Genomic DNA, 21,780 nt, shown 5'->3' with positions numbered 1-21,780 from the left:
AGTTGTCGAGAACGGCTCGGCGCCTTGCACAGTCAGGCCGCCGCAACAACTGTTTTTCGATCTGTCCCGAGCAGCCGGTAGACCGAAGCGCGGCTGACACCGAGTTCCTTGGCGATTGCGGTTCCGCCCATACCCGACGCTGCCAGTTCCCTCACACGCGCAACGTCGATGGATGGTTTGCGGCCCTTGTATGCTCCCTCAGCCTTCGCCTTGGCGATACCCAAAAGCTGCCGTTCCCGACATATCTCGGTTTCAAATTCCGCGAACACACCGAGCATCTGTAGGAAGCAGCGGCCGGCAGGCGTGGACGTCTCGATAGGTTGCTCGATCGCTACGAGGACGATCCCTGCGGTCTCCATCCGCCTTACGATGGCGCACAGATCAATGATGGAGCGCGCGAGACGGTCGATCCGGGTGACGACGATTCGATCACCGGCCCTAGCGAACTGCAGAAGCGTTTCAAGCTCCGTCCGCCCTTCAACCTTGGTCCCGGTGTGCGTCTCTGACCGGATGATCTCACACCCATACGCCTTCAGGGCTTCCTGTTGGATCGTCAGGGACAGTGAGGCCGAACTGACCCTTGCATATCCATAGGTCGCCATGGCGTGATTGTCTCTTATGGGTTTAGACCCTCACACCATGCCGTCTCATAATGAGGATGTCGATGCTAAAAAGACACCCGCACCAGATCAGCGGGTGTCTTGGGGCGGCGACTCGTAAGGGTTCACCCATATGACGCAAGCTGATTTAGATTGGCATGCCCGCCATCGAGCCAATTTTCAATCGGAACGCGGTTCGAGATCCAAGACAGAGCCCAATTTCAGCCGACTCTTGAATAAGGATATGCGTTCTTCAAGTAGGTATTTAGAAACTGCCCCTTAGATGGCGCCTCCATGAGTTGTTGATAGAGATCGCTCCCAACATTATAGTACTGATAGATTGTTCCGTTGGCGAATTCAACCTCAAGGGTTTGCGCTCCTTCGTCATAGCCAATCGAAACCAAGTTTGTTGAAGCGACGGCAATACGCTGCATGTTAGCTTCTTGCTCCACAACACCTGCAGCATCAATAGCGCTGCGCTGAATAGTTATTTGGTTGGCGACAGCAGTTGTGCGCTGTGCACGCCACGAAGCAACAACTCGATCGTATCCCTCCGACACTCGCCGCTGGGACCAAGTTTGCGAGACAATTGGGTCCTCGCTTCGAGGTTGCCGGCCCGGAGGTGGCGTCGTAACTCTACATCGGACTGGAAGACGTGCCGCTTCGCCGGTTATGATCGCCTCGCCAGTTCTTAGAACAGGCAGGAGGTCCATCAATCCGGCCAAGTTATCAGGAAGCGTACCTTTGACGCGCGCGCGGTCTACAGGGTTCGATAAACGGAGCGCGACAAGCGTTCCACATTGTGACAAAACCGTTTCATCGACTTCAGCGGGGCGTTGGGAGACAATCATCGCTCCAACGCCATACTTTCTGCCCTCTTTAGCTATCCTTTTCACGATGTCGGCAGCAACAACTCCACTATCTGGGCCCAAATAGCGGTGCGCCTCTTCCATCACAACGAGTAGTGTCCTTAAAATGCCACCTTCTGATTTTTCTCTGCTCCAGTATAAAGCCTCATAGATCGTTCTAAGTATACAGCCAATCAAGCGGACAAGTACGTTGCTGGGCACGCCGGACAGATCAAAAATAGTGATAGGTCGATCATGGCCTAACCAACCTTGCAGTAGTACATCTAAATCAACATCGATTTCGCCGTTCAATGATGGTTCCCAAGGACCGGGATGTAGGATGAAATCAAACCGCTTATCGAGTAGCCGCGACCGCATAAGGTTCAGTTGCCGACGAATACCACGGGCAGCGGTATTCATATATGGTCCGGCCGCTCCCATTGCGTGCGGGGTATACCTTGGCGGCGTCAGAGTTTCTGCGCTTCCAAGATCCTCAACACACGGGACATCACGCTGAGGCCCTCGGTACGTAGTAATCTCAAAATTGATTAAGTCATACCACAGCTGATGTAAGCTGAATGGGATTGGTGTGTCGACCGTGAGAGACGTTGGGTCTATACCGGCAAAATGATTCGCCTGCACAGCGGCAAGCTTCATGTCCTGAATTTTGTCGGTGAAAGCGATTTCTTGGTTCTCGCTTACGCCACCAACAAGCAAATCAAGAAGTTCCCCTGCTTCGAGAGCCCAAAATGGAACATATAATGGCTCCTCGGTTGGCTGAGGATTCGCACTGAATACCCTTGCCAATTCGCCGAATGCATGGGAGTACTCCCCGTGAACATCCAGCAATAATATCCTTGCAGCAGGTGCCCCGTCGCCCGTTGCAGACGGGGCGACTATCGATCGCAACAGGCTAGCAACTGTTGTTGACTTTCCAGCCCCTGTGGACCCTAGGATCGCCGAATGCCTTGTTACTAGAGAGTCAAGCGATAGTCGAACTTCGATATTTTCAGCGCTAGATAACGAGCCTATTACGACGCTGTCCGATGATCTTCCACCGTATATTCGCTTGAGATCGCGTTCGGTGACGATATGAACGGTATCGTTGATGTTCGGATGCTGGCTTAATCCTCTTTCGAAGTGTGTGCCGACCGTTTCTCCAACAAGTTCGACACGCATCCATCGCCCCGACTCGTCTTTCTTAAGATTTGATGCATCGGGAGCAACCGCTGATCCAACTTCACAGACAACTCCATATAGATCCTGATAGCCTTGTGGTATGCGAACGAAGCTTCCGACCTGCCCAACGCGGTAGGTATGGCCGTTTATAATCGACAATCCCGACGCCAATGACTCCGATAGCTTTACGGTTACAGATGCACCGGAGACGGATTTCACGCATCCTAGGAAGGTTGGATCGCTATTGCTCATACTAGCGCCTCCATCGCCACTTCTGCGCGACCTTCCGTAGATGCCTCAACAACGATTGTTTGTGGTTGCTGAAACACGTCTCCCGCTTGCGCTAGGGCGCAAAATCTAGCGAGTCTTTGAAAGTCGCCTAGCAGAAATTGCGGTTCACTTCCGTGCCAACGTGATCCCCAAAAACTCGCACGGATATCGTCCCAATTCTTCGGGAGTTCTCCCAACCGCCAGTTTCCCTTGATGCCGTTGATAACTGCGCCGTCTGCGGCATATACAGAAATGTTAGGCCTCGTGTACGCTAGAGCACAGGCAGGTTCTTCTGAAGCGAGAGATTGAAACTGAAAAGCAAAGATGGCACTGTTCGCGTTTCCTGCTAGAGCCTCGTCTAATACCGCATTGATGTGAGCATCACGGTAGGAAAAACCGGTTGTTATGAGAAGTGTGTCAGGTGTTAACAAAAACTGTTTGAGACGTTCAAATAGGGAGCTATATGGCTGCTTCTGCGTCAGATCGTATTTTAGGTGATCAGGGTAGACGAGTTCTGTTGTCGTGCGCCCTCGGCCACGAACTACAGCATTTCCTTCTAGGGCCCAGCCCAGTGAGCCATGCAGTTTCCAAAGCCGGCTCCACCGTGGCGGAAGATCATCGCAAGCTACTGAAACGGGATCGAAGAAAGGAGTATGCCCGCCGCTGAAACCGTCGAAGTATGGCGCTCGAACTTGCTCAAAGGAGTCTTCAAATAACAAATCGTAGTTTGTCGTAAAGATCTCGATCGGATGCGCCCGCTGTGTTCCACTGATCCATCCAATCAGCTCGTTGTAGCCGCAACGATCCAGGGGCAATTGTGGCCCAACGACACGACCTATGCTGCTGCATATTACTTTCGCCAGCTCTGCATAGCCGGCTCCATCGAAACCACCCATTTTTTCGGAGCCAAGGGCGCGCTCCATTAACCTAAGCTGGGATAGGATGTTCTCGATCGTCGGGTTGCCGCCGATTCTTTCCTTTAATAGATCAACAGCTTTTCTTTGTTCAGGCGACAAGTCTGCGAGAGCTATGGACGTAAGTTCTTCAATGCCTGGAATAAGAGGCTTACCCTCAGCGTGCAGCCTCCGATCGTTGTTTATCCTTATGGACATTGGCGCTCCAGCACCAACAAGGAATCCAATGCGTTTCCGGCCTTGCGACAGTATCTGACGCAGATCTGCCATAAAGCGGTCGGGATTATGGGTGCTGTTCATTTGCGCTTGATAAGATGATTGTGTCTGAGATTTTCGAGAAAGATTACTTCGCTAAGACAACTATTGTTGGGGCGGCATTGACGCTCTAAGCCTGAGCCCGAATCTTTTTGGGCAGAGTGTTAAGCAAAAGAACTGCATCATATGTTATGATCTCAACTCTATGTACCAGCTTCGGAAATTTATCTCTCTTACAACCGTTGTTGTCGAGAGCAAGGATGCAACACGTAGGATCGAGCTTTCATTCACTCGGTGGCCTGGATCGGCAGCTTCAACGATGCCGAGCTTGTTAAGTTTTCGCTAGCGTCATTTACAAACATATTACTATATATCAATAAAAACCAAATATATCATTTGCTTCATCAACGATCAACATTGATGATTCGAATTTTGGTGTGACACTGAGAATCAGAGTGGTCGATCGCTTTAGGCGGAGGACTGATTCAGCACGTTACCTGAGGAAACGGTCTCCAACATTTATAGTTAGCATGGGATCGGGCGGGCGTAGTTGATCAGTAATTTGGCCTTTGATGATTCTCTGCCATGTCGGTGGCAAATTCAGACCGGCGATGTTGGCGTTTTACTCAAAATTGGCTCTAGATTCGGCCAATTCAGAAAACCGTCGTGCGCAACCTCGAAAAGACGATGCGATAAATTCGCTTGTCGGGTACTTCGAACTCTCGCACAGCCCGGTTCGTTAGGTCATCCTTTTAGTTTCAGACCGGCAGTATAATGATGGTTCGCTTCCTCTTAGCCGAGCCTCCGTCTCTCCTTCGCATAGTTACGAGGCGTCACAAATCACCGCTGAGTGAGCATGGCCGGTCTTTCTTGCCCGATTGATCCGCGCTTGCTGTTGAAGTAGATTGGCCCTGTAACTCGCTGATCATAAACGGATTGTGAAGCGGGATGGTTGCCTAACCCTTTGAGGAAGCTCAGTTTAGCGTCCCTCCGAAGGCAACAGTCATTGTGTGAGGACGGCTCTAAGCACTCCGGCCGGGTGATCAGCTTTTCCATCAAACTAAGCGGTCCTATGCCGGCGGATGGTGTGAGGCGAAACGTCACATACCGTTGACGTGATCTGTTGCTTGGCAATCCTTCCGAACGATGTGCCGTCAGCATCATGAGGACGATGCGTTAGGTCCGCTTGACGGATGGACACCACTCTCACACAATACGGTCGATTAGGTTGTCCTCTGCACTGTTGTCTTGAGGTATTCGTTAGAGTTCAATCCTCTCTCGCAGCACCATTCCTCTCGATGACATCGCTGTGGTTTTTGGAGTGCTCTAAGGTTCTCAGGAACCTGAGCACCCAGGCCCGAACCCGTGCACGGGTTTGCAACATGTCGAATCCCCCACCGTCGCCGACGAGCAGGTGAACGTGGCGGTCGATGCGTACCTCGCCGATTCTGGCATCACCGCTGACTCGAACGCCGACGGCTACGGTCTCCACCTCGCCGCGGCCGTCGCCGGGCATGGCTGGGCGAGTTCGGTCATAGCCAGTCCCAAGAGCAGTCCAAGCTTGACGCGCGGGGCGATCCTACTCGTACGGGCGCAGAAGGCGTGACCGACCCTGACGCCAGGGTCCGGCGATACACCTTCGAGCCCGGCCCTGACTTCTCGCTATCGATCCGCGAAGAGAGCATCGGCCAAGCCTCGTTCTCGCGCGATGGCTGGTAGACACGGCGCGAGAAGATTTCGCCACTTCCACAGCGCGTAGAACGCTTTTGTCCCGCTCCACGTTGAGGAGGGCTCAGCGCCCAAGCCAGTATCTTCGGGAGCCAACGATGACTGAAGCCGAGCGAGAGCACGAGTGGAACCGGGATCGATTGCTGGTCGAGATTGCAGAGGCTGTCGAAAGAATGCTGGAGCTGACACGGCACACGCATCCTTCCGGGTCAATGCTTACGCTCGGCGCAACTCAACAGCAGGATAGGCTGGAAGCGGCTCGAGAACGGTTCGTGGGTTCGATGGAGAAGCAGTAGCAGCCGCGCCAGAGCTGTCCCTTCCACGGGAAGCCTGCGGGCTTGAGAACCGCGCCGTGGCATGAACGCGACGGGTCGGTAAGCCTGATGCAACCGGGCGCCTCTATGCCGTCGGCACCGCCATCAGCCGGCAGCCAGGATACTCCCTCCCGAACTCACGCCGAGCGCGCTTCCGCCCCAAGCAGTCGAGTGGCGCAAAGCCGTCGGCGCCCTGCGCCCCAGCTCCTCGCCATGGCGATATCTCGGCACACTGCCTGAGCGAACACCCACGAGGCCTGCACCGACGTCATTGAACGCCTTCGGCGCCAGGGCCGTAGGTGTGGACCGTGCCACAGGTCTTCGGAGTCCATCCCGAGCACGGCATGTTGCGTGTCGGCTGGTCTGAGGTGAAGATCACTGGCGGGAACCAGGCGATCGGCATCGCGCCGAACCGGATCCTGTTCGGCCATGTGAGCGGATGCCGGAACACGCCCGGCGCACCTGTTGGCGTCCCGGCTTGAAAGTTCGCCACACAAGCGGCCGGACAATAGAATCGAATGCGAGACACGTCCGGCGACCTTCCAGCTCCGGACGCACCAAGCAGGATCCGCTAAATAGCGAACTCGCTATCAGACGCGACGGGTTTTCAGTTCGCGTCGAATGCGGCGTCCTCTTGAGGCGCTGCATTTACTGTCAGGCTGTAAGTGTCGATGGAAGAGACGGGCCGAGCTTCGGTCACAGGCGGCGCCGTGAGCATTGTGATCGTGAAAGCTGCGGCGGCCAGAGCGAATGCTGCTGCGAACGTGAATGCTTTGCTCATGCATGCCTCCCGGCAGGCTGACGCGCCGTTCACTGGAGAGCGAAGGCGTCGTGCATAGAAAAATCCTTACTTTTTGGTCGAGTCAATACAATAATCGCGAATCGACAAATGTTAGAAGGATGATATTCGGATCGCAGGACTGATCTCTGATGGTCGCCAATATTGAGATTACACGCCCATCAGCATGATATTTTCCGCAACATTTGATTGCGGGCCGGTTCATAGCGCGCGAGCAGCAAACACCGAAGCTTCGTCGCCGCTGGCGAGGCTGAAGTACGAAACGGCCAGCCGTGCGCGACCGGCTATTCATCCACCTGATTCGTGTAGCGCGGCGTGCGCTTTTCGAACGTCGTCCAAGGCCGCCGCTGCGGCGCGAGACCCGCCCGGGCCGGCACGACGCTGCCGCGTCCGAAGCGGGCATGGCAGGAGGCCATCGCGCCCACGAGCCACGGCGGACGCTGGCGATCGAGCCGACGGATGAGCGGCCGGCGCGCTCTTCCGTTCGAGCCGGGCATGCGCGCCTCCTGCTGATCGCCGGGGTCATCTTGTCCGTGCGACGCAGCTCGTGGGCAGCCACCGTGCCCGCGCCGACCTGCTCCTGAGCCGGGAAGAGCTCGGTTGCCTCGCCGGCGCGGTCGTCGAGGTCGAGCCTGCGGAAGATCCGGGCTGCAATGCCATCAGCACCGCCGGCCGCCTTGATGACCACGGGCGGCACGGTGTCGATGACGTACTGCGTGCCCTTGGCGATGACCGGCACCGCGACGGTGACCGAAAGCGTCTTTCCTTTAGCCGGACCGTTCAATGCTTTGCGGCTGAAGCCGACAGCCTGCTCGAGCCTCATCTCGACCCGACGCTGCGACTGGAACAGGGCCGCCCACGGGTAGACCTTGCGGACGGCCCGGGCGATCGAGGCCGTGATGATCGGCAGGAGGATCGTCAGGACTGGATCGCACAGCGACACGGCCGGCGCGTCGAGCCAGTCGCCCCAGGGCAGGATGAAAGCCTTATCGGCGACGGTGGCGACCTCGGTGGTGAGAGCGGGAGATGTAACCCAGGCAAGCGCCCGCGCCGCGAGCATAAGCATGCGGATCATGGTGGTGATCCTGATGGTGGCATGCGCGGCGGGCCCGGCCGGCTTGGGATCGAAAAATTCGCCAGTGGTGCCGAGAAAAGCTTGAGCGCCGAGCAAATGCAGGGCATGGAGCCTGACCGCCGCGTCGATCTCGTCTGACCAGCGTGTACGACCGCTGCGCTGACCTTGTCTGGCCAGCGGTCGGCAAATTGCCTCTCAATCAGCCCAGTCCAAAAGACCAGTCAGGTCACATCCTCCCGCGCAGGAAGCGCGTACGAGGGCGGCTCAGCGTCAGGGACGGTTATTGAACGCGATGACCGGCGATGTGTCCGCCCGTTCTGAGCGAATCGCGATCATCAACACGGAGCTAGAACTACGCGGCGTTGCCGGATCGTGGCTTCGGTCGCGCCGGTCCCGCTTCGAATGGCGACGAACTCAGCGAGCAAGCGGTGACTGATCTCGTCGAAAGGAACCTCTCTGAGGAGGTGGCCCAACGCTTCGATTAGTAGATGACCGCGAGGTGTCAGTAAATATTTAAAAACGGCTACGTTTGGCAAGTGCACGCCCGACCGCCCAAAGTAGACCGTCGATGGCCGACCGCAGAGCTGGCCCATCATGCCCTGCAACGTCATCAACTGCACGGCGTGCTTGAAGGGCATAGGTCGCGATCTGATCGAGCGGCGGTTCGTTCCGGTTTGGTAGGACGAAGAGTGCGCGATCTTCCGCCTGCCCGTTCAGTTTACCTTCGGTAATGTCGACGACAATGCCTCGTCCGAGAACTTTTCCAGTTTGAGTATTGCGCTTGTAGTGCCCCCGAGCCAAGACCCAACGAATGCCACGTTCGACGGAGCGCACGCGATACTCAACAACGAACAATCCGCCTTGCTCACAGACGCGATCGATGTTGGAAAAAAACTCGTCCTGGTCGGCAGGAAGAATCGCTTTCGTGTAAGCCGCCAGAGGCAATCCTATTGCGGCCTGCACTGGATCGAGACCGAACAACGCAGCGGTGATGGAGTCAGCAACGGTGCGATCGTTTGCAAAATCCGTTTCCCAAATGCCGACCTGAGACGCAATCAAGGCATCCGGCAGAAATCCAAGCCAGTATCGCTTTGTATCATACGGCATACTGTGACACCCAAGCGACGCTTAAAATATGTAGACGACTAAAGGAAAAACCTCCGTCAATTTCCATACTGTTAGTTCTGGCAGCGAGGGGAAGTCGTAGGGCATGAGCACAGATTCTCTCCCGCGCTGTAATCAGCTGACTTCCATGACAGATTCGATGCGCCTGCGAGAACTCGCGGATGCGCTTGGCGTTCCAGTAGCTGCGTTCGAGGTTTCAAAAGAGTTTCAGCCCCTCAATGCAGACGCAGACGGCAATCACTGGTTGTTGATGCTCGACATACAGGGCAAACCGGTCATCCACCGGATCGGAGAAGATGCTGGTCAGAACACAATGGAGGAAAGAGTTTCGGTCTTTCTGCGACGCGAAGAAGAAAGTCCCGCGCGTGATGCACTCACCGCACTCATTGACCAGCTTCTCGTGGCGCATCTTACGGATTGATACCGGCTGCTTCCCACCCTCGACCTATCTGCGCATCCGGTATTATCGACGCAACGTTACGCCCCTCGTCTGGTTCGGAGCGACCCGTCGTCAAACTCTGCACCGCGTTCCGGGCAAACCATCCAGGTCGGGACTTCGCGATCGTCTCGAACCGTGTCGCCATGATGGACGAGACGACGGTTCATAGAACGAGTCCAGCTTCGAACGACCTGATTGAACGCAACATCCTCCCGTCAACGTCGCTCACGACTCCGGCCGTGTACGAGAAGATGCGGATACTCCGCGTCCGGACCGGACGGCCTGATCTTATAAAGCTGCGCCGCGCGGCCGTGTCCAAGCAGTCGGCGGGCAGAAATCTCCGCCTCCCTTCGGTCCAGAGGCAAGTTCTGATTCCGTGTGGGCCGAGCCTCGATCCAAGGCGATTCCTGCGGCATCCGACACGCGCGTCGTTCAACCCAGCCCCATCCCGGGCTGTTCCTACGCGCGCCGACCCGTCAATCGACCCGATTCGCATTATACCCGTTTCCTCGTGGGATAAGTTGGCACGATTTCTCACGTGACGCGTTTTCGTCCAAGCACGCTGGACTTGGACTGCAACGACCCCTTCCATGGAGGAAGTCGACGGCAATAAGAACCAAGTCAATTCCGACAAAGCTTAAGCCGTTCCAGCGGTGTTCCCGCGAACATTTAATATGACCACAATTCAAAATGTTTAGCAGAATGAAATTGCGACATGATTATCAACAGAGACGTTTTAGTTATCTATCGTCGACACTATGAGCTTACTGATTCACTTCGTGCCAGGCCTATTTGGATAAGGCCCGAGATATCCATCAGCAGCCTCTATTTACGCATGCCTCGTTCGAAGTCGCATGCCGTAAGGGGAACGGGGCGGGAGTTCACCCAATGAACTCCTCCGAGATGGGTCCGGACGCCAAATCCGGCCGATCGCCTGATGTCTCTGCAGCGAAGCGGATCGCGGCGATCCCGACCATGCTCGAGATCGTCTGTCGCTCCACGGGCCTGGGCTTTGCAGCCGTGGCGCAGGTGACGAACGCGACGTGGCTGGCTTGCCGAGTCAGGGATGACGCCGGTTTCGGCCTTCAGGCGGACACCGTGCTTCGCGCGGACGCGATGCCCTGCCGGGAAGTGCGGCGGCATCGACAGCCGGTCGTCATCGACGATGTTGGCCCGGATACGGCGGTGCTTGGACTTTCGAGTTCCGGATCTTTCGGCTTTCGCAGCTACATCTCCTTTCCGATTACGATGCCGGATGGGGAGATCTTCGGAACACTTTGCGCCATCGGAAAGGAGCCCGCCGCTCTGGATCGCCCAGAGATCACGGGCCTGTTCCAGCAATTTTCCGAACTGATCGGGCTTCTCCTCGACGCGCAGCGGCAGCCCTCAGTCCCTCGCCCTCGGCTTGAGGAGGCGGAGTTCGCATCTTGGGAGCGGAACGAGTCTTTGAGAGCTCTGATCGATCATCTGCCGGTCGGGGCTGGGCTGTTCGGGTCCGACGGTCAGGCCCTCGTCGCAAATGCCATCCTGCAGCCTCTTCTGTCACAGGGCCGCGTGCCCGGTGCCGATCTCGATGCGGCCCCGCATTGGACCGGCTATGCGGGGGACGGCACCGTCCTCGATCCGCGCGATCATCCGTTTGCACGGGCTTTGCGTGGCGATCGCGTCCTAGGCACGCGCTTCCATCACCGCGGGGATGACGGAACCGGGCGGTGGACACGGATCAGCGGGGTGCCTCTGCCGGGGACGACCGACAACGCACGCACCCAAAACGGAAAGGAGCCGGCCGTACTCCTCTTCGTCGAGGAAGAGCGCGAGGTGGAAGGAGCCCGGCGCGCGAGCGACGAGCGCTTCCGGCGGTTTGCCGAACATTCGACCAACGTCTTGTGGTTCGCCGACTTGGAGAGCCGCCGCCTGACTTACCTCAATCATGCCCTCCGGCGCGTCTGGGGCGTCGCGCCGGAGCGGCTGCCCTCCCTCGAAAGCTGGCTTGAAACGATCCATTCGGACGACCGCGACAGCGTTGAGCGCACGCTCGAACGGGTCTGGGATGGTGAGGCCGTCGTCCAAGAGTACCGCATCCTGCGCCCGTCGGACGGCGCTGTGAGGCGGATCCGCGAGACAGTCTTCCCGATCGCCAGGGCGGATGGCCGCGTTCGCCAATTGGGTGGCATCGCCGAAGATGTCGCGGGTCACACCGGCGCACGGATCTACCTCGTGGACGAGGATGCGCCCGCACGACGGGCGCTGCTCGGGCTGCTGCAACGCGCTGGCTACGAGGTACAGGTCTTCGCGAAGGCCGCAGCGCTGGCGGAGGTCGCAAGCGCCCTGCAGCCAGGTTGCGTCGTTCTCGACATCGAGACCGCCGGACCTGCGAGCCTCACGGTGGCGAAAGCGCTCAGGGCCGGCCGGCTCGCCCTGCCCGTGCTCGTGATCGGGCGCAGCCAGGGCGATGTCGGTTTCGGTGTGCGCGCTATGAAGGCCGACGCCGTCGATTACCTCGAAAAGCCGTGCGAGCCGGCGGTGCTACTCACCGCCGTCTCGGCCGCGTTGGCCGAACTGCGCACCGACACCGAGCGCAGCCACGCACATGACGACGCCAAGCTTCGCATCGCGGCCCTTTCACCCCGAGAACGGGAAGTGCTGGAGGGGCTGCTGGCAGGCGGCACGAACAAGTCGATCGGCCGGGCACTCGGCCTCAGCCCGCGCACCGTGGAGATCCACCGAGCCCGCGTGATGGAAGCGCTAGGCGCGCGCACCCTGCCGGAGGCGGTGCTGACGGCGGCCAGGGCCGGGGTGCAGCCCACCGAAGGTCAATGAGGGACGAGGGGGAGCCGCCGCTTCGGCGCCGAACGTCGTCAGGCAGTGAGTTTGTCGATGGCGGAGGGCCTCAGCGGGACCGCGGCCGGCTCAAGATAGGACGCGTCGTATTCGGCCAGCAGCCTGAGCCCCTCGGGCTTCAGGATCGTGAGCCTGCGGCCGGAAAGCTCAATCAGGCCGTCGCGACGCAGCTTCTGCAGGACGCGATTGATGTGAACGCACGACATGCCGAGTGTGTCGGCGAGATCGGCCTGTGTGATGGGGAAGCTGTACTGGTTGCCGGGGGCGAGACCGGCCGTCCGCAGGCGCAGCAGCATCTCGCAGAGGAAGTGCGCCAGCCGCTCAGGGCCGGACCGGGAGCCGAGATTGGTGATCCATTCGCGCAGGGTCGCTGCTTCGGTCAGTCGAACCATCTGCAGGGCGCGGGCGATCCGCGGACGTCGCCCGATGAGATCTTCGTAGTCGCCACGCGGAATGAAAGCGAGCTGGCAGGCGGTCAGCGTTCCGACCGCGCAGTCGAGCGGCAGGCGGAAGTCGAGATCGAGTTCGAACAGGTCCCCCGGTAGGAGGTAGGCCGTGATCTGCCGGCGCCCGTTCGTGAGGAACTTGTAGCGGCAGGCAAAGCCATCGAGCACCAGGATGGCGCTCTCCGGGACGTCGGACTGGTGCAAGAGTGGTGTCTGCGCGGCGAAGCGGCGGCCGTTTGCAGCCCATTCTTCGAGGTCCAGCAAATCGCTAGGGGTCAGATCCACATAGGTCGCAAGCTTGCGTGCCAAGGGATCACGCAACGGCTGCTCCATCCGCGCGCTCTGGACCGTCTCCGAAAAGACAGGTCCGAAGGTTTGAGACGCGACCGTCCCCACCTCGTCGCGGGGCGCTCGACCGGATGCGGCCACGAGCGGCGAGGTCATGAGGCAATCCGATCGCTTCTGCCGCATTTGGTTCTGGTACTCAGCCTGACTAGTTCGCCACCCATACGACATTCCGCGCATGGCCGCATCTGTTTCCTACCTAAGGTAGTTACCGAAGCAAGCGGGTTGCAGGCCTTTTCCGATCTAAAACGCTCGCATCACTTTCCACGGCACGGGGCGGGGCGGGGCGGGGCACGATCTCAGTGGTGGGCCGCGATAGCGTCAGACGCGCCGGCACGATAACTTAGGCGGGTCTCGGGCAGCAGTGCCGCGCCCGGCTCGCGTCGTCGCGGTTCGTAGAGCCGACCCGACGGCGCTCGTGGCGCAAGAACGTATCGACAGCCTACGAGATTCGGCACGACGATGGTTTCCACCGGCTACAATCCGGCTCTCGTGGCGCTGTCCCTCGCCATCGCCGTGCTCGCTTCCTACACGGCGCTCGATCTCGGCGGCCGCGTGCGGGCCGCCGCATCCGGACTGGGCTGGGCTTGGCTTCTAGGTGCCGCCCTGGCGATGGGGGGCGGCATCTGGTCGATGCACTTCGTCGGGATGCTGGCCTTCGAGATCGGCCTGCCCGCCGCCTACGACCTCGGCCACACCCTCCTGTCCCTGCTCATCGCGGTCGGGACGACCGGCGCGGCCCTGGCCTGGGTCGGCCGTCGGCGGGCCGGCCGCTGGGATGTCCTCGTCGCTGGCCCCGTGATGGGGATCGGCGTGGCGGCGATGCACTATACCGGGATGGCCGCGATGCGGATGCCCGGCCATCTCGCCTACAGCGTGCCGGTCGTCGCGCTCTCGGTCGGGATCGCCATCACCGCGGCGACCATCGCCCTGTGGCTGACCTTTCGGCCGACGAGCGTCTGGCAGCGCTTCGCCGCCGCCCTGATCATGGGCGTGGCCGTGGCCGGGATGCACTATACTGGCATGGCGGCCGCGACGATCACCGCCGAGGAAGCCGGCGCCCATTCCGCTCATCTCGCCGCGACGAGCGTGGATCAGCAGAATCTCGCCCTCTACGTCGCCGGCGTGACCTTCGTGATCCTGTTTCTCGCGATGCTCGCCTCCGCTTTCGATCAGCAGCGGATCCAGGGTGAGTTGCGGGCGAGCGAGGAGCGTTTCCGGGCCGCCGTACAGGCCGTGCGCGGCGTGCTGTGGACCAACGACCCACAGGGGCGGATGACGGGCGAACAACCCGGCTGGACCGCCCTCACGGGGCAAACCCGCGCCGAGTACGAGGGCTTCGGCTGGGCCGACGCCGTGCATCCGGAGGACCGGCAAGCGAGCGTCGAGGCATGGAATGCGACCGTCGCCGCCCGCAGCACCTTTCTGCACGAGCATCGGGTGCGCGCCCGGGACGGCCTGTGGCGACATTTCTCGATCCGCGCGATCCCCGTGCTCGACCCGCACGGCGCCATCCGCGAATGGGTCGGCGTCCATACCGACATCACGGAGCAGCGCGAGGCCGAAGCCGAATTGCGGGAGTCGAACGAGGAAATCCAGCGCTACGCCTACATCGTCAGCCACGATCTGCGCGCGCCGCTCGTCAACGTCATGGGTTTCACGAGCGAGTTGGAGGCGGTGCACCACGAATTGCGCACAGTCCTGCGCGACCATCCGCAGGGCGCGCGGATCGATGAGGACATCACCGAGGCGCTGAGCTTCATCCAGGCGGCGATCGTCAAGATGGAGCGCTTAATCGCAGCCATCCTGAAGCTCTCGCGGGAGGGACGGCGCCGGTTCAGCCCGGAGCCGCTCGCGATGACGCCCGTCATCCGCGGCATCGCCGACGCGCAGCGTCATCAGGCCGGGCGCAAGGGTGTGACGGTGACGGTGGCCGACGATCTTCCCTCAATCGTCGCCGACCGGCTCGCCGTGGAGCAGGTCTTCGGCAACCTGATCGACAACGCTCTCAAATATCTCGATCCGGCCCGCCCCGGAACGATCGAGGTCATGGCCCGGCCTGCACCCGGCAACCGGATCCGTTTTGACGTCTCCGACACCGGGCGAGGTATCGCACCGCAGGATCATGGCCGCATCTTCGAGCTGTTCCGGCGGTCCGGCACGCAGGATCAGCCGGGGGAAGGGATCGGGCTCGCCAGCGTGAAAGCTTTGGTGCGCGCGCTCGGCGGTCGGATCGAGGTTTCGTCACAACCCGGTGTCGGCACAACCTTTATCGTGACGCTGCCGCGCGAGCCGGTTACAGGCCGAGGCGGGGCCGCGACACTCGATCCTCCCGATACGATAAGCCTGGCCGCGGAGTAGCGATGCAGCCCCCTTTTCATACCGTCAGCATCGTGATGATCGAGGATGACGAGGGTCATGCTCGGCTGATCGAGCGCAACATCCGGCGCGCGGGGGTCAACAACGAGATTCTGCCGTTTCGCGACGGGACCTCGGCCCTCGAATTCCTGTTCGGGGCCGACGGCACCGGCGAGGTGAGCGGGCGGCGCCACCTCCTGATCCTGCTCGATCTCAACTTGCCCGACATGACCGGCATCGACATCCTGGAGCGGATCAAGGCCAATCCGCACACCAAGCGTTCGCCGGTCGTCGTCCTCACGACCACCGACGACAGCCGCGAGATCCAGCGCTGCTACGATCTCGGGGCGAACGTCTACATCACCAAACCCGTGAACTACGAGGGCTTCTCCAACGCCATCCGTCAGCTCGGGCTGTTCTTCTCGGTCATTCAGGTTCCCGAGAACTCATGAGCGACGCGCCCCCCGCCTCCTGCCGCATCCTCTATATCGACGACGATCCCGGCCTCGGGCGCCTCGTTCAGCGCTCGCTCCAGGCACGGGGGCACCATGTCGAACTGGCGGCGAGCGGCACGGACGGGCTGGCGCGGGCGCAGGCGGGCAAGATCGACCTCATCGCCCTCGACCATCACATGCCGGACCGGACCGGGCTCGAATTGCTGCCGCTGCTCCGGGCTCTGCCCGACGCGCCGCCGGTGATCTACGTGACCGGCTCCGAGGATAGCCGGGTTGCGGTCGCCGCCCTCAAAGCGGGCGCGGTCGATTACGTGTGGAAGGACGTGCAGGGCCAGTTCCGGGAATTGCTCGGCGAGGCGGTCGATACCGCCCTGCGCCAGGAGGCTCTGCGGCGCGACAAGGAGCGGGCGGAAGCCGCCGTCCGCGAGGCGCGCGACCGAGCAGAGCTGCTGCTGCGCGAGGTGAACCACCGTGTCGCCAATTCCCTGACCCTCGTCGCGGCCCTCGCCCGGATGCAGACCAACGCGGTGACGGACCCGGCGGCCAAGGACGCGTTGGAAGAGATGCAGGCCCGCATCTCGGCCATCGCCGGCATCCACCGCCGGCTCTACACGTCGGAGGATGTCGAAGCCGTGGAGCTCGATGCCTACTTGACCGGGCTCGTCGAGGAGCTGCAGCTCGCGATGAAGGCGTCCGGGCGCGACCATGCCATCCGGCTGCGCGCGGAGCCGATCCGGCTGGCCACCGACAAGGCGGTCTCGCTCGGCGTCGTCGTCACCGAACTCGTCACCAACGCCTACAAGTATGCCTATCCCGCCGAGACACAGGGCGAGATCCGCGTCCAGGTGATGCGCGAGGGCCCCGACACGCTCTCGCTTGCCGTCGAGGATGACGGGATCGGCTGGACAGGGGAGGGGGAGGCGAAGGGCACCGGCCTCGGTTCGCGCATCATCCGGGCCATGGCTTCCAACCTGCGCTCGGTGCTGACCTACGTTCCCGGCTCAAGCGGAACCCGCGCCGTCTTGTCGTTCCAAGCCTGACTCGGAGTGATGGACCTGGAAGCGGCGCCTAAAGCGCAAGGCTGCAGGGCACTTTCTCGATTCAATGGATGAACCGCGCCCGACGAAGCCGGTTACCCGCTCAACAGGTCTCCTGCCTGTTTCTCCGAGACTTCGACCCGCCCGGCTCGGCCGGTGCGGGCTTTTTTGTGGGGTCTCGCGATCCGAAACGAAGAGTCCGGCTTCAGCGAAACCCGGCTGTTCAGAATCGGCGGCAACGAACCGCGTCGTCGGCCGGCGAGGCGTGTACGACCTGCCCGCCCGCCGCTTCGCAGGTCGAGCGGAACGAACGCTCGGAACGATGGAAGCCCCAGATGGCGACCATCGGCGCGACCATGATGAACACGGTCATGCCCATGATGAAGGCGGGAAACCAATCCGGCATCCGCGGAGGCGATGGCGGCTCCGGCCGGATCGGCGGCATCGGTGCCAGGAAGGCCAGGAGCGGGAGCACGTCCAAAACGCTCATGGTTCGGGCTCATTCGCTGGGGTGGCTCACGCCGTGGGAGAGCCACGGTTGCCGGATCGATCGAAGATAACCAGCCGCAGCCGTGTCGGATCACCGCGAAACGCAATTCGGGCGATGCGTCGCAGCGGCGGCCCGGACCGAGGGAGGGTCGCGGTCATGGCACCGGCACAGGTTCGGTCAGGAGGTTGACCGAGAGAAGATAGGCGACGAGATCCGCCTGCTCCTCGCCTGAAACTCCGGCCTCGGCATCGGCCCAGTAGGCGTGCCCCTCGCCCGTGACGCGCGCGGTGCGTGCCTTTGCTGAAGCCTTGTTCGCCGAAACGACCTTTGCGCGGAGGTTGCGATCGACCAGCGCCCGCAAGCTGTTGGCCGGATCAGGCGGGATGCCCGCATCGAGCGTTCCTGGAACGCCGAGCTGCGCGTCAGCGTCGGCACCGACCGCGACGCCGGAATCGTGGAGATAAGGTGCGCTCCAGGCGAGGCCGACGAGGTTCGGCACCTTGTAGCCGCCCCCGGTGCCGGCATGGGCCCAGGCAAGCTGCACCTGCTTGAGCGCGTCGCCCTCTAGGGGGATCGGCACGAGTTTGGGATCGGGCGGAAGCGGAAAGGGCGTGTCGGTGGCAAAGATCGCCGGCGGGGCGAGGCGCGCCTCCATCCGCACGGTCGAGTGCGCGCGGCTCGGCTGCGTGCCGATCTCCGCCACGGGGATAACCCGATGGTTGGTGAGCGCAGGCCCGGTATGGCAACCGGCGCAGCCAGCGCGCTCGAACACTGCCCGCCCGCTCTTCACCCGCTCGGCATCGAGGGAAGGCTCGGGCGCGCGCAACAGGTTCTGGAAAGCCGACATGGCGTTGTTGGCGTAGTTGGCCGGCTCCCCGGGGACCGAGGCCAGCAGGCCGTTGTCAGTCATGTAGTTGGTAGCGGGGAACGACGGCAGCACGGCGTAGCTGTTGAGGCCGGGCGCCCCCGGAGTCGGGTCGGCCGCCTCCAGTACATCCGTCGGGCGCTTACCCGATGCCGGATCGTAGCGCAGGGCCGCGACCGCCGCGCCCTGCAGAACCGTGCCGAGATAGACCTGCGGATCGAGCCCGAACAGCGTCTTGGCAGCTTTCGTCTGCTGGGTCGTGTCGGAATTGGCCGCGTGCACGTTGTTGTTCAGCGCCGACAGCCCCTTGAATGGTCCGATCCCGGCCCGTCCGCTCCAGCTATAGGGCTCGCCGTAGGCCGAGAAGCTCGACGGGATCGAGGTCGGATTGGTCTCGCGGTCGGCAGAGGAATCGAAGCTGCCAGCGGGCCAGCTCGCGACCTCCACCTTGGCCGCAGCCTCGAACCGGGCGGGATCGGGGAGGGCGGTCTTCGCACCGTCCTCGGTGATGACGCTGCGCGCCGCATCGCCGGGATGGGCAGACGGGTCGGCGCTGCCGTGCATGAAGTAGGCGGTCGCGTTGCTGGCGAGCGCCATCAGCAGACCGGCATTGAGATCGGTGTTGGGCGCGCCCTCCACCACCTTGCCCGATTGCGGATCGACGGCCGTGTGACAGAGCGCGCAGGTGATGCCCATGCGCAGATGTCCGCGGTCGTAGAAGGTACGGATGCCGAGGATGAAGGGGGAGCCGCGCGGCACGTCGAGGCCCGTCGGGACGAGTTCGCCCGTCTTCCAGACCCGATCGCCCACGGTGACGTCGCGGGCCATGCGGACCTTCAGGTTGGTGGTGCCGGCGCCGCCGAGCATGAGGATGGCGCGCGCCACCTCAAAGGGCGTCAGCCCCCCGTCGAGCATGCCCATCACGTCGGAGAGAAACACCTCGTTGCCGAACGTCTCGCGATAGAACGCCTCGCGGCCCCGCCTCACCAGCGCGTCGTCGATCGCCACGGCGCCGCTCTCCGGCGACAGGGCAGCACGTCCCTCCGGCGTGGCTTTCAGCCGCTCCGCCTCGTCCCGTGCGATGCGGCGGCCGAGGACGTCGAACGCAGTCTCGACCGGGGAGCGTTCGGGATTGAGAAGGTCGCCTGCCTCCGGCATCGGCGCGTAACTGAAGCGGGCCAGGGAGCCGGCGACGAGAACGGTGCCGATGGCGGCCGCGGAAATCACGATTACCCGAAGTGGCCGACCCATTACGATGCACGATCCCCCTCACGACGCGGTCGCGAAACTGCGCAGTTTCAACCGTGATCGCCGCCGCTCGTTCGACGCGACTGGAAAAAAAGAACGTGAGGCTGGCTTTCACACGGGTTCGACCGCGAGCGCCGTTGGATTTGGACCGCCTGCCTATTCGTCTGTACGCCGATACGCTCTTTCGAGCCCTGATAATCTATGTTGGCGCAGGGGACGGCAAATCGCGAGACAAGTCCGGCGTTGGGGCACGAACCCACGCGCGCGTCCGTGACCAGCCACAGGACCTGATGCCAAAGACGACCCTCGACGACCTCGCCTTGCACCCCGATGACGAGGTGCCGACGCTCCCTGCTGCTGTCCAGCAACGCCTCGGAGCGCTTCTCGCCGATGCCTATGCGCAGATGCCGGGGAATCCGGGTGTCGAAGCCGGTCGCTTCGACGCCTTGCTGGCCAGGTTGGAAACCGTCCTCGTCGCCCAGGAAGGGAAGGACGAGGAATCGTTCCGGTCCGCCATCATCGAGATGACGCCGCGCCTCTACAACTTCGCCATGTCGCTGACGAAGAACCCGTCGGCCGCCGACGACCTCGTGCAGGATACGTTCCTGCGGGCGTGGCGCAGCCGTGCGCGTTTCACCGTCGGCACCAATCTCGGCGCGTGGCTGTTCACGATCATGCGCAACGCCTTCTACTCGCGCCACCGCAAGGAGGTGCGCGAGGTCGCTGACAGCGACGGCGATTACGCCGAGCGCCTCGCCGCGGCACCCGAGCAGTCGGGCCATGTCGATCTGATGGACGCGCAGACCGCGCTCGCCAAGCTTCCCCTGCCGATGCGGCAGGCTTTGATCCTCGTGGCGATCGAGAACCTCAGCTACGAGGAGGCGGCGACCGTCATGAACTGCCGCATCGGCACGGTGAAGAGCCGGGTCTGGCGTGCCCGGGAGCAGCTCGCGCAGATCCTCGGTTACAGCGCCGCCGATGTCGGCTCCGACAGCATGACGCTGTCCGCCGTCAGCGGCTCGACCTGGATGGCCTGAAGCGCGGCCCGGCGAAGCGGCTACCGCTTCGTCAAAGAATACGCGGCAATACAAGGACCGAGGGGCGCCGGCCTGAGTCAATCAGGTCGGGTAGGGCTCTAGGCCCTCAGGGTCGACGGCGCCGAGCGCGGCTCGGCGCCGTGCCCGGTCACGCGCTCATCTGCATCTGCAGTTGCGGCAGGCGGGACGTCCGGGCGAGGCCGAACTCCTTCAGCGATACGACCTCGACCAGCGCGTCCTTACGAGCGATCACGACGCTGTTGTCCGGCACCGGGGTCCAGGTCGCGTGCTCCTTGTCCAACGGCTCCGAGACCACGACGACGCCATCCGCCGATTGGCGGTAATACATGCTGTTGGCCGCATCGTTGGCGGCGTAGCGGAAGGCGTAGAGGTCGCGTCCATCGGCGAGCGCCGCGGTGAAGCGGAACGGGTGCCCGCCCTCGATGCCGCCGACCAGTTCCGTCACCGCAGCAAGCGCCCGCGTCGTGGCGGTGATCGGGTCGCGCTTCACCTCCGAGGCCATCAAACCCTGGCCGAGGATCGCCAGGAACAGCGCCTCCGAATCGGTCGTGCCGTTGCGCGAGGGATAGAGTTCGTCGGGAATCAGGGCCTCGATCGGCCGGCGCAGCCGCGCCCAGTCGCCGATATAGCCGTTATGCATGAACAGCCACGGCCCGCAGGCAAAGGGGTGGCAGTTCGGCCGGGTGATCGGCGTGCCGGTCGCCGCCCGCACATGGGCGAAGAACAGGTGCGAATGCAGGTGGCGGCAGATGTAGCGCAGGTTCTCGTCGGACCATGCCGGCTGCACCTCGCGGAAGCGGCCGGGTTCGGGGTGGTCGCCATACCAGCCGAGGCCGAAACCGTCGCCGTTGGTGCTCGCGGTCGATTCGAGCGCCTTGATGCTCTGCGAGACCAGCGAATGCGCCGGCTCGGTCACGTAATGCTCGAGCGGGATCGTGCGGCCTCGATAAGCGATCCAGCGACACATCGTTTGGGGTCTCCCGCAGCGTTCCAGCGCAGTGCGCATCGGCCAAGATCGTGGAGAATCCAAGATCGTGGTGGATCAACGTCACTGTGAGTGATGCCGCCCGCGCCGGCGAATTTCGGCGCGGC

At 61.7% G+C, this 21,780-nt stretch carries 19 protein-coding genes; 8 read left to right on the top strand and 11 right to left on the bottom strand.

Annotation, left to right across the window (positions count from 1 at the left end; genetic code table 11):
• Positions 1-32: 32 nt before the first annotated feature.
• The 4 genes from OVA30_RS21095 to OVA30_RS26040 form a co-directional block, all read right to left on the bottom strand.
• Positions 33-602: a recombinase family protein gene (locus OVA30_RS21095; RefSeq protein ID WP_268176739.1), complete on the bottom strand. Its 570-nt coding sequence runs from the start codon at positions 600-602 to the stop codon at positions 33-35.
• A gap of 218 nt (positions 603-820) precedes the next feature.
• Positions 821-2,878: a helicase HerA-like domain-containing protein gene (locus OVA30_RS21090; protein WP_268176738.1), complete on the bottom strand. Its 2,058-nt coding sequence runs from the start codon at positions 2,876-2,878 to the stop codon at positions 821-823.
• A complete protein-coding gene (locus OVA30_RS21085; protein ID WP_268176737.1) occupies positions 2,875-4,110 on the bottom strand; it encodes an SIR2 family NAD-dependent protein deacylase in 1,236 nt (411 codons plus the stop codon). The genes OVA30_RS21090 and OVA30_RS21085 overlap by 4 nt, the downstream gene beginning before the upstream one ends.
• A 1,222-nt stretch (positions 4,111-5,332) precedes the next feature.
• Positions 5,333-5,581 carry a hypothetical protein gene (locus OVA30_RS26040; protein ID WP_442786117.1) on the bottom strand — a complete coding sequence of 83 codons (249 nt, stop codon included), beginning with the start codon at positions 5,579-5,581 and terminating at the stop codon, positions 5,333-5,335.
• A 310-nt stretch (positions 5,582-5,891) separates the two neighbouring features.
• Between OVA30_RS26040 and OVA30_RS21075 the strand changes: the two genes are divergently transcribed.
• The gene (locus OVA30_RS21075; protein WP_012255907.1) at positions 5,892-6,089 is read left to right on the top strand and encodes a hypothetical protein; all 198 of its coding nucleotides are present in this window, start codon (positions 5,892-5,894) and stop codon (positions 6,087-6,089) included.
• A gap of 326 nt (positions 6,090-6,415) precedes the next feature.
• Positions 6,416-6,589 carry a hypothetical protein gene (locus tag OVA30_RS21070; protein WP_268176735.1) on the top strand — a complete coding sequence of 58 codons (174 nt, stop codon included), beginning with the start codon at positions 6,416-6,418 and terminating at the stop codon, positions 6,587-6,589.
• Between the two features lie 125 nt (positions 6,590-6,714).
• Here the strand turns inward: OVA30_RS21070 and OVA30_RS21065 are convergent, their stop codons facing one another.
• From OVA30_RS21065 to OVA30_RS21050, 3 genes are all read right to left on the bottom strand, one after another.
• The gene (locus OVA30_RS21065) at positions 6,715-6,888 is read right to left on the bottom strand and encodes a hypothetical protein (protein ID WP_268176734.1); all 174 of its coding nucleotides are present in this window, start codon (positions 6,886-6,888) and stop codon (positions 6,715-6,717) included.
• Positions 6,889-6,970: 82 nt separating this feature from the next.
• Positions 6,971-8,077 carry a hypothetical protein gene (locus tag OVA30_RS25960; protein ID WP_326493623.1) on the bottom strand — a complete coding sequence of 369 codons (1,107 nt, stop codon included), beginning with the start codon at positions 8,075-8,077 and terminating at the stop codon, positions 6,971-6,973.
• 417 nt (positions 8,078-8,494) lie between these two features.
• Entirely contained in the window at positions 8,495-9,088 is a 594-nt protein-coding gene (locus OVA30_RS21050; RefSeq protein WP_268176732.1) for a PAS domain-containing protein, read from the bottom strand.
• A gap of 103 nt (positions 9,089-9,191) precedes the next feature.
• Between OVA30_RS21050 and OVA30_RS21045 the strand changes: the two genes are divergently transcribed.
• Positions 9,192-9,527: a hypothetical protein gene (locus OVA30_RS21045; RefSeq protein WP_268176730.1), complete on the top strand. Its 336-nt coding sequence runs from the start codon at positions 9,192-9,194 to the stop codon at positions 9,525-9,527.
• Positions 9,528-10,433: 906 nt separating this feature from the next.
• Positions 10,434-12,365, top strand: coding sequence for a LuxR C-terminal-related transcriptional regulator (locus OVA30_RS21040; protein ID WP_268176729.1), 1,932 nt, complete (start codon positions 10,434-10,436; stop codon positions 12,363-12,365).
• Between the two features lie 38 nt (positions 12,366-12,403).
• On the opposite strand, the gene OVA30_RS21035 is transcribed toward OVA30_RS21040, so the two are convergent.
• Positions 12,404-13,276, bottom strand: a complete 873-nt coding sequence (locus OVA30_RS21035) for a Crp/Fnr family transcriptional regulator (protein ID WP_268176727.1) — start codon at positions 13,274-13,276, stop codon at positions 12,404-12,406.
• A 363-nt stretch (positions 13,277-13,639) separates the two neighbouring features.
• On the opposite strand from OVA30_RS21035, the gene OVA30_RS21030 reads away from it, so the two are divergent.
• Genes OVA30_RS21030 through OVA30_RS21020 form a run of 3 tightly spaced genes read left to right on the top strand, consistent with a single transcriptional unit; the run spans position 13,640 to position 17,030 of the window.
• The gene (locus OVA30_RS21030; protein WP_268176726.1) at positions 13,640-15,538 is read left to right on the top strand and encodes a sensor histidine kinase; all 1,899 of its coding nucleotides are present in this window, start codon (positions 13,640-13,642) and stop codon (positions 15,536-15,538) included.
• Between the two features lie 2 nt (positions 15,539-15,540).
• Positions 15,541-15,987 (top strand): response regulator, encoded by a 447-nt coding sequence (locus OVA30_RS21025; protein WP_015952952.1) that lies wholly within the window; start codon positions 15,541-15,543, stop codon positions 15,985-15,987.
• Positions 15,984-17,030 carry a response regulator gene (locus OVA30_RS21020; protein WP_268176725.1) on the top strand — a complete coding sequence of 349 codons (1,047 nt, stop codon included), beginning with the start codon at positions 15,984-15,986 and terminating at the stop codon, positions 17,028-17,030. The genes OVA30_RS21025 and OVA30_RS21020 overlap by 4 nt, the downstream gene beginning before the upstream one ends.
• 220 nt (positions 17,031-17,250) lie before the next feature.
• Here the strand turns inward: OVA30_RS21020 and OVA30_RS21015 are convergent, their stop codons facing one another.
• Both OVA30_RS21015 and OVA30_RS21010 read right to left on the bottom strand, forming a co-directional pair.
• Positions 17,251-17,517, bottom strand: a complete 267-nt coding sequence (locus tag OVA30_RS21015) for a hypothetical protein (RefSeq protein ID WP_003598276.1) — start codon at positions 17,515-17,517, stop codon at positions 17,251-17,253.
• Positions 17,518-17,671: 154 nt separating this feature from the next.
• Positions 17,672-19,633 (bottom strand): cytochrome C oxidase Cbb3, encoded by a 1,962-nt coding sequence (locus OVA30_RS21010; protein ID WP_326493622.1) that lies wholly within the window; start codon positions 19,631-19,633, stop codon positions 17,672-17,674.
• 287 nt (positions 19,634-19,920) lie between these two features.
• Between OVA30_RS21010 and OVA30_RS21005 the strand changes: the two genes are divergently transcribed.
• A complete protein-coding gene (locus tag OVA30_RS21005) occupies positions 19,921-20,667 on the top strand; it encodes a sigma-70 family RNA polymerase sigma factor (RefSeq protein ID WP_003598272.1) in 747 nt (248 codons plus the stop codon).
• 148 nt (positions 20,668-20,815) lie between these two features.
• Here the strand turns inward: OVA30_RS21005 and OVA30_RS21000 are convergent, their stop codons facing one another.
• Complete coding sequence (locus OVA30_RS21000; protein WP_012255895.1) at positions 20,816-21,655, bottom strand: class II glutamine amidotransferase; 840 nt, start codon at positions 21,653-21,655, stop codon at positions 20,816-20,818.
• Between the last annotated feature and the right edge of the window lie 125 nt (positions 21,656-21,780).

Source organism: Methylorubrum sp. SL192 (assembly GCF_026672325.1).
GTDB classification, from domain to species: Bacteria; Pseudomonadota; Alphaproteobacteria; order Rhizobiales; family Beijerinckiaceae; genus Methylobacterium; species Methylobacterium extorquens.
Note: the sequence above shows the minus strand (reverse complement) of the source record. Positions and strands in the feature narration are given on the sequence as shown.

What these genes read in the sequence shown, in the direction of transcription:
- OVA30_RS21095 (WP_268176739.1), bottom strand. Translation starts at nt 602, where the DNA reads ATGGCGACCTATGGATATGCAAGGGTCAGTTCGGCCTCACTGTCCCTG.
- OVA30_RS21090 (WP_268176738.1), bottom strand. Translation starts at nt 2,878, where the DNA reads ATGAGCAATAGCGATCCAACCTTCCTAGGATGCGTGAAATCCGTCTCC.
- OVA30_RS21085 (WP_268176737.1), bottom strand. Translation starts at nt 4,110, where the DNA reads ATGAACAGCACCCATAATCCCGACCGCTTTATGGCAGATCTGCGTCAG.
- OVA30_RS26040 (WP_442786117.1), bottom strand. Translation starts at nt 5,581, where the DNA reads ATGCCCGGCGACGGCCGCGGCGAGGTGGAGACCGTAGCCGTCGGCGTT.
- OVA30_RS21075 (WP_012255907.1), top strand. Translation starts at nt 5,892, where the DNA reads ATGACTGAAGCCGAGCGAGAGCACGAGTGGAACCGGGATCGATTGCTG.
- OVA30_RS21065 (WP_268176734.1), bottom strand. Translation starts at nt 6,888, where the DNA reads ATGAGCAAAGCATTCACGTTCGCAGCAGCATTCGCTCTGGCCGCCGCA.
- OVA30_RS21050 (WP_268176732.1), bottom strand. Translation starts at nt 9,088, where the DNA reads ATGCCGTATGATACAAAGCGATACTGGCTTGGATTTCTGCCGGATGCC.
- OVA30_RS21045 (WP_268176730.1), top strand. Translation starts at nt 9,192, where the DNA reads ATGAGCACAGATTCTCTCCCGCGCTGTAATCAGCTGACTTCCATGACA.
- OVA30_RS21040 (WP_268176729.1), top strand. Translation starts at nt 10,434, where the DNA reads ATGAACTCCTCCGAGATGGGTCCGGACGCCAAATCCGGCCGATCGCCT.
- OVA30_RS21035 (WP_268176727.1), bottom strand. Translation starts at nt 13,276, where the DNA reads ATGACCTCGCCGCTCGTGGCCGCATCCGGTCGAGCGCCCCGCGACGAG.
- OVA30_RS21030 (WP_268176726.1), top strand. Translation starts at nt 13,640, where the DNA reads ATGGTTTCCACCGGCTACAATCCGGCTCTCGTGGCGCTGTCCCTCGCC.
- OVA30_RS21025 (WP_015952952.1), top strand. Translation starts at nt 15,541, where the DNA reads ATGCAGCCCCCTTTTCATACCGTCAGCATCGTGATGATCGAGGATGAC.
- OVA30_RS21020 (WP_268176725.1), top strand. Translation starts at nt 15,984, where the DNA reads ATGAGCGACGCGCCCCCCGCCTCCTGCCGCATCCTCTATATCGACGAC.
- OVA30_RS21015 (WP_003598276.1), bottom strand. Translation starts at nt 17,517, where the DNA reads ATGAGCGTTTTGGACGTGCTCCCGCTCCTGGCCTTCCTGGCACCGATG.
- OVA30_RS21010 (WP_326493622.1), bottom strand. Translation starts at nt 19,633, where the DNA reads ATGGGTCGGCCACTTCGGGTAATCGTGATTTCCGCGGCCGCCATCGGC.
- OVA30_RS21005 (WP_003598272.1), top strand. Translation starts at nt 19,921, where the DNA reads ATGCCAAAGACGACCCTCGACGACCTCGCCTTGCACCCCGATGACGAG.
- OVA30_RS21000 (WP_012255895.1), bottom strand. Translation starts at nt 21,655, where the DNA reads ATGTGTCGCTGGATCGCTTATCGAGGCCGCACGATCCCGCTCGAGCAT.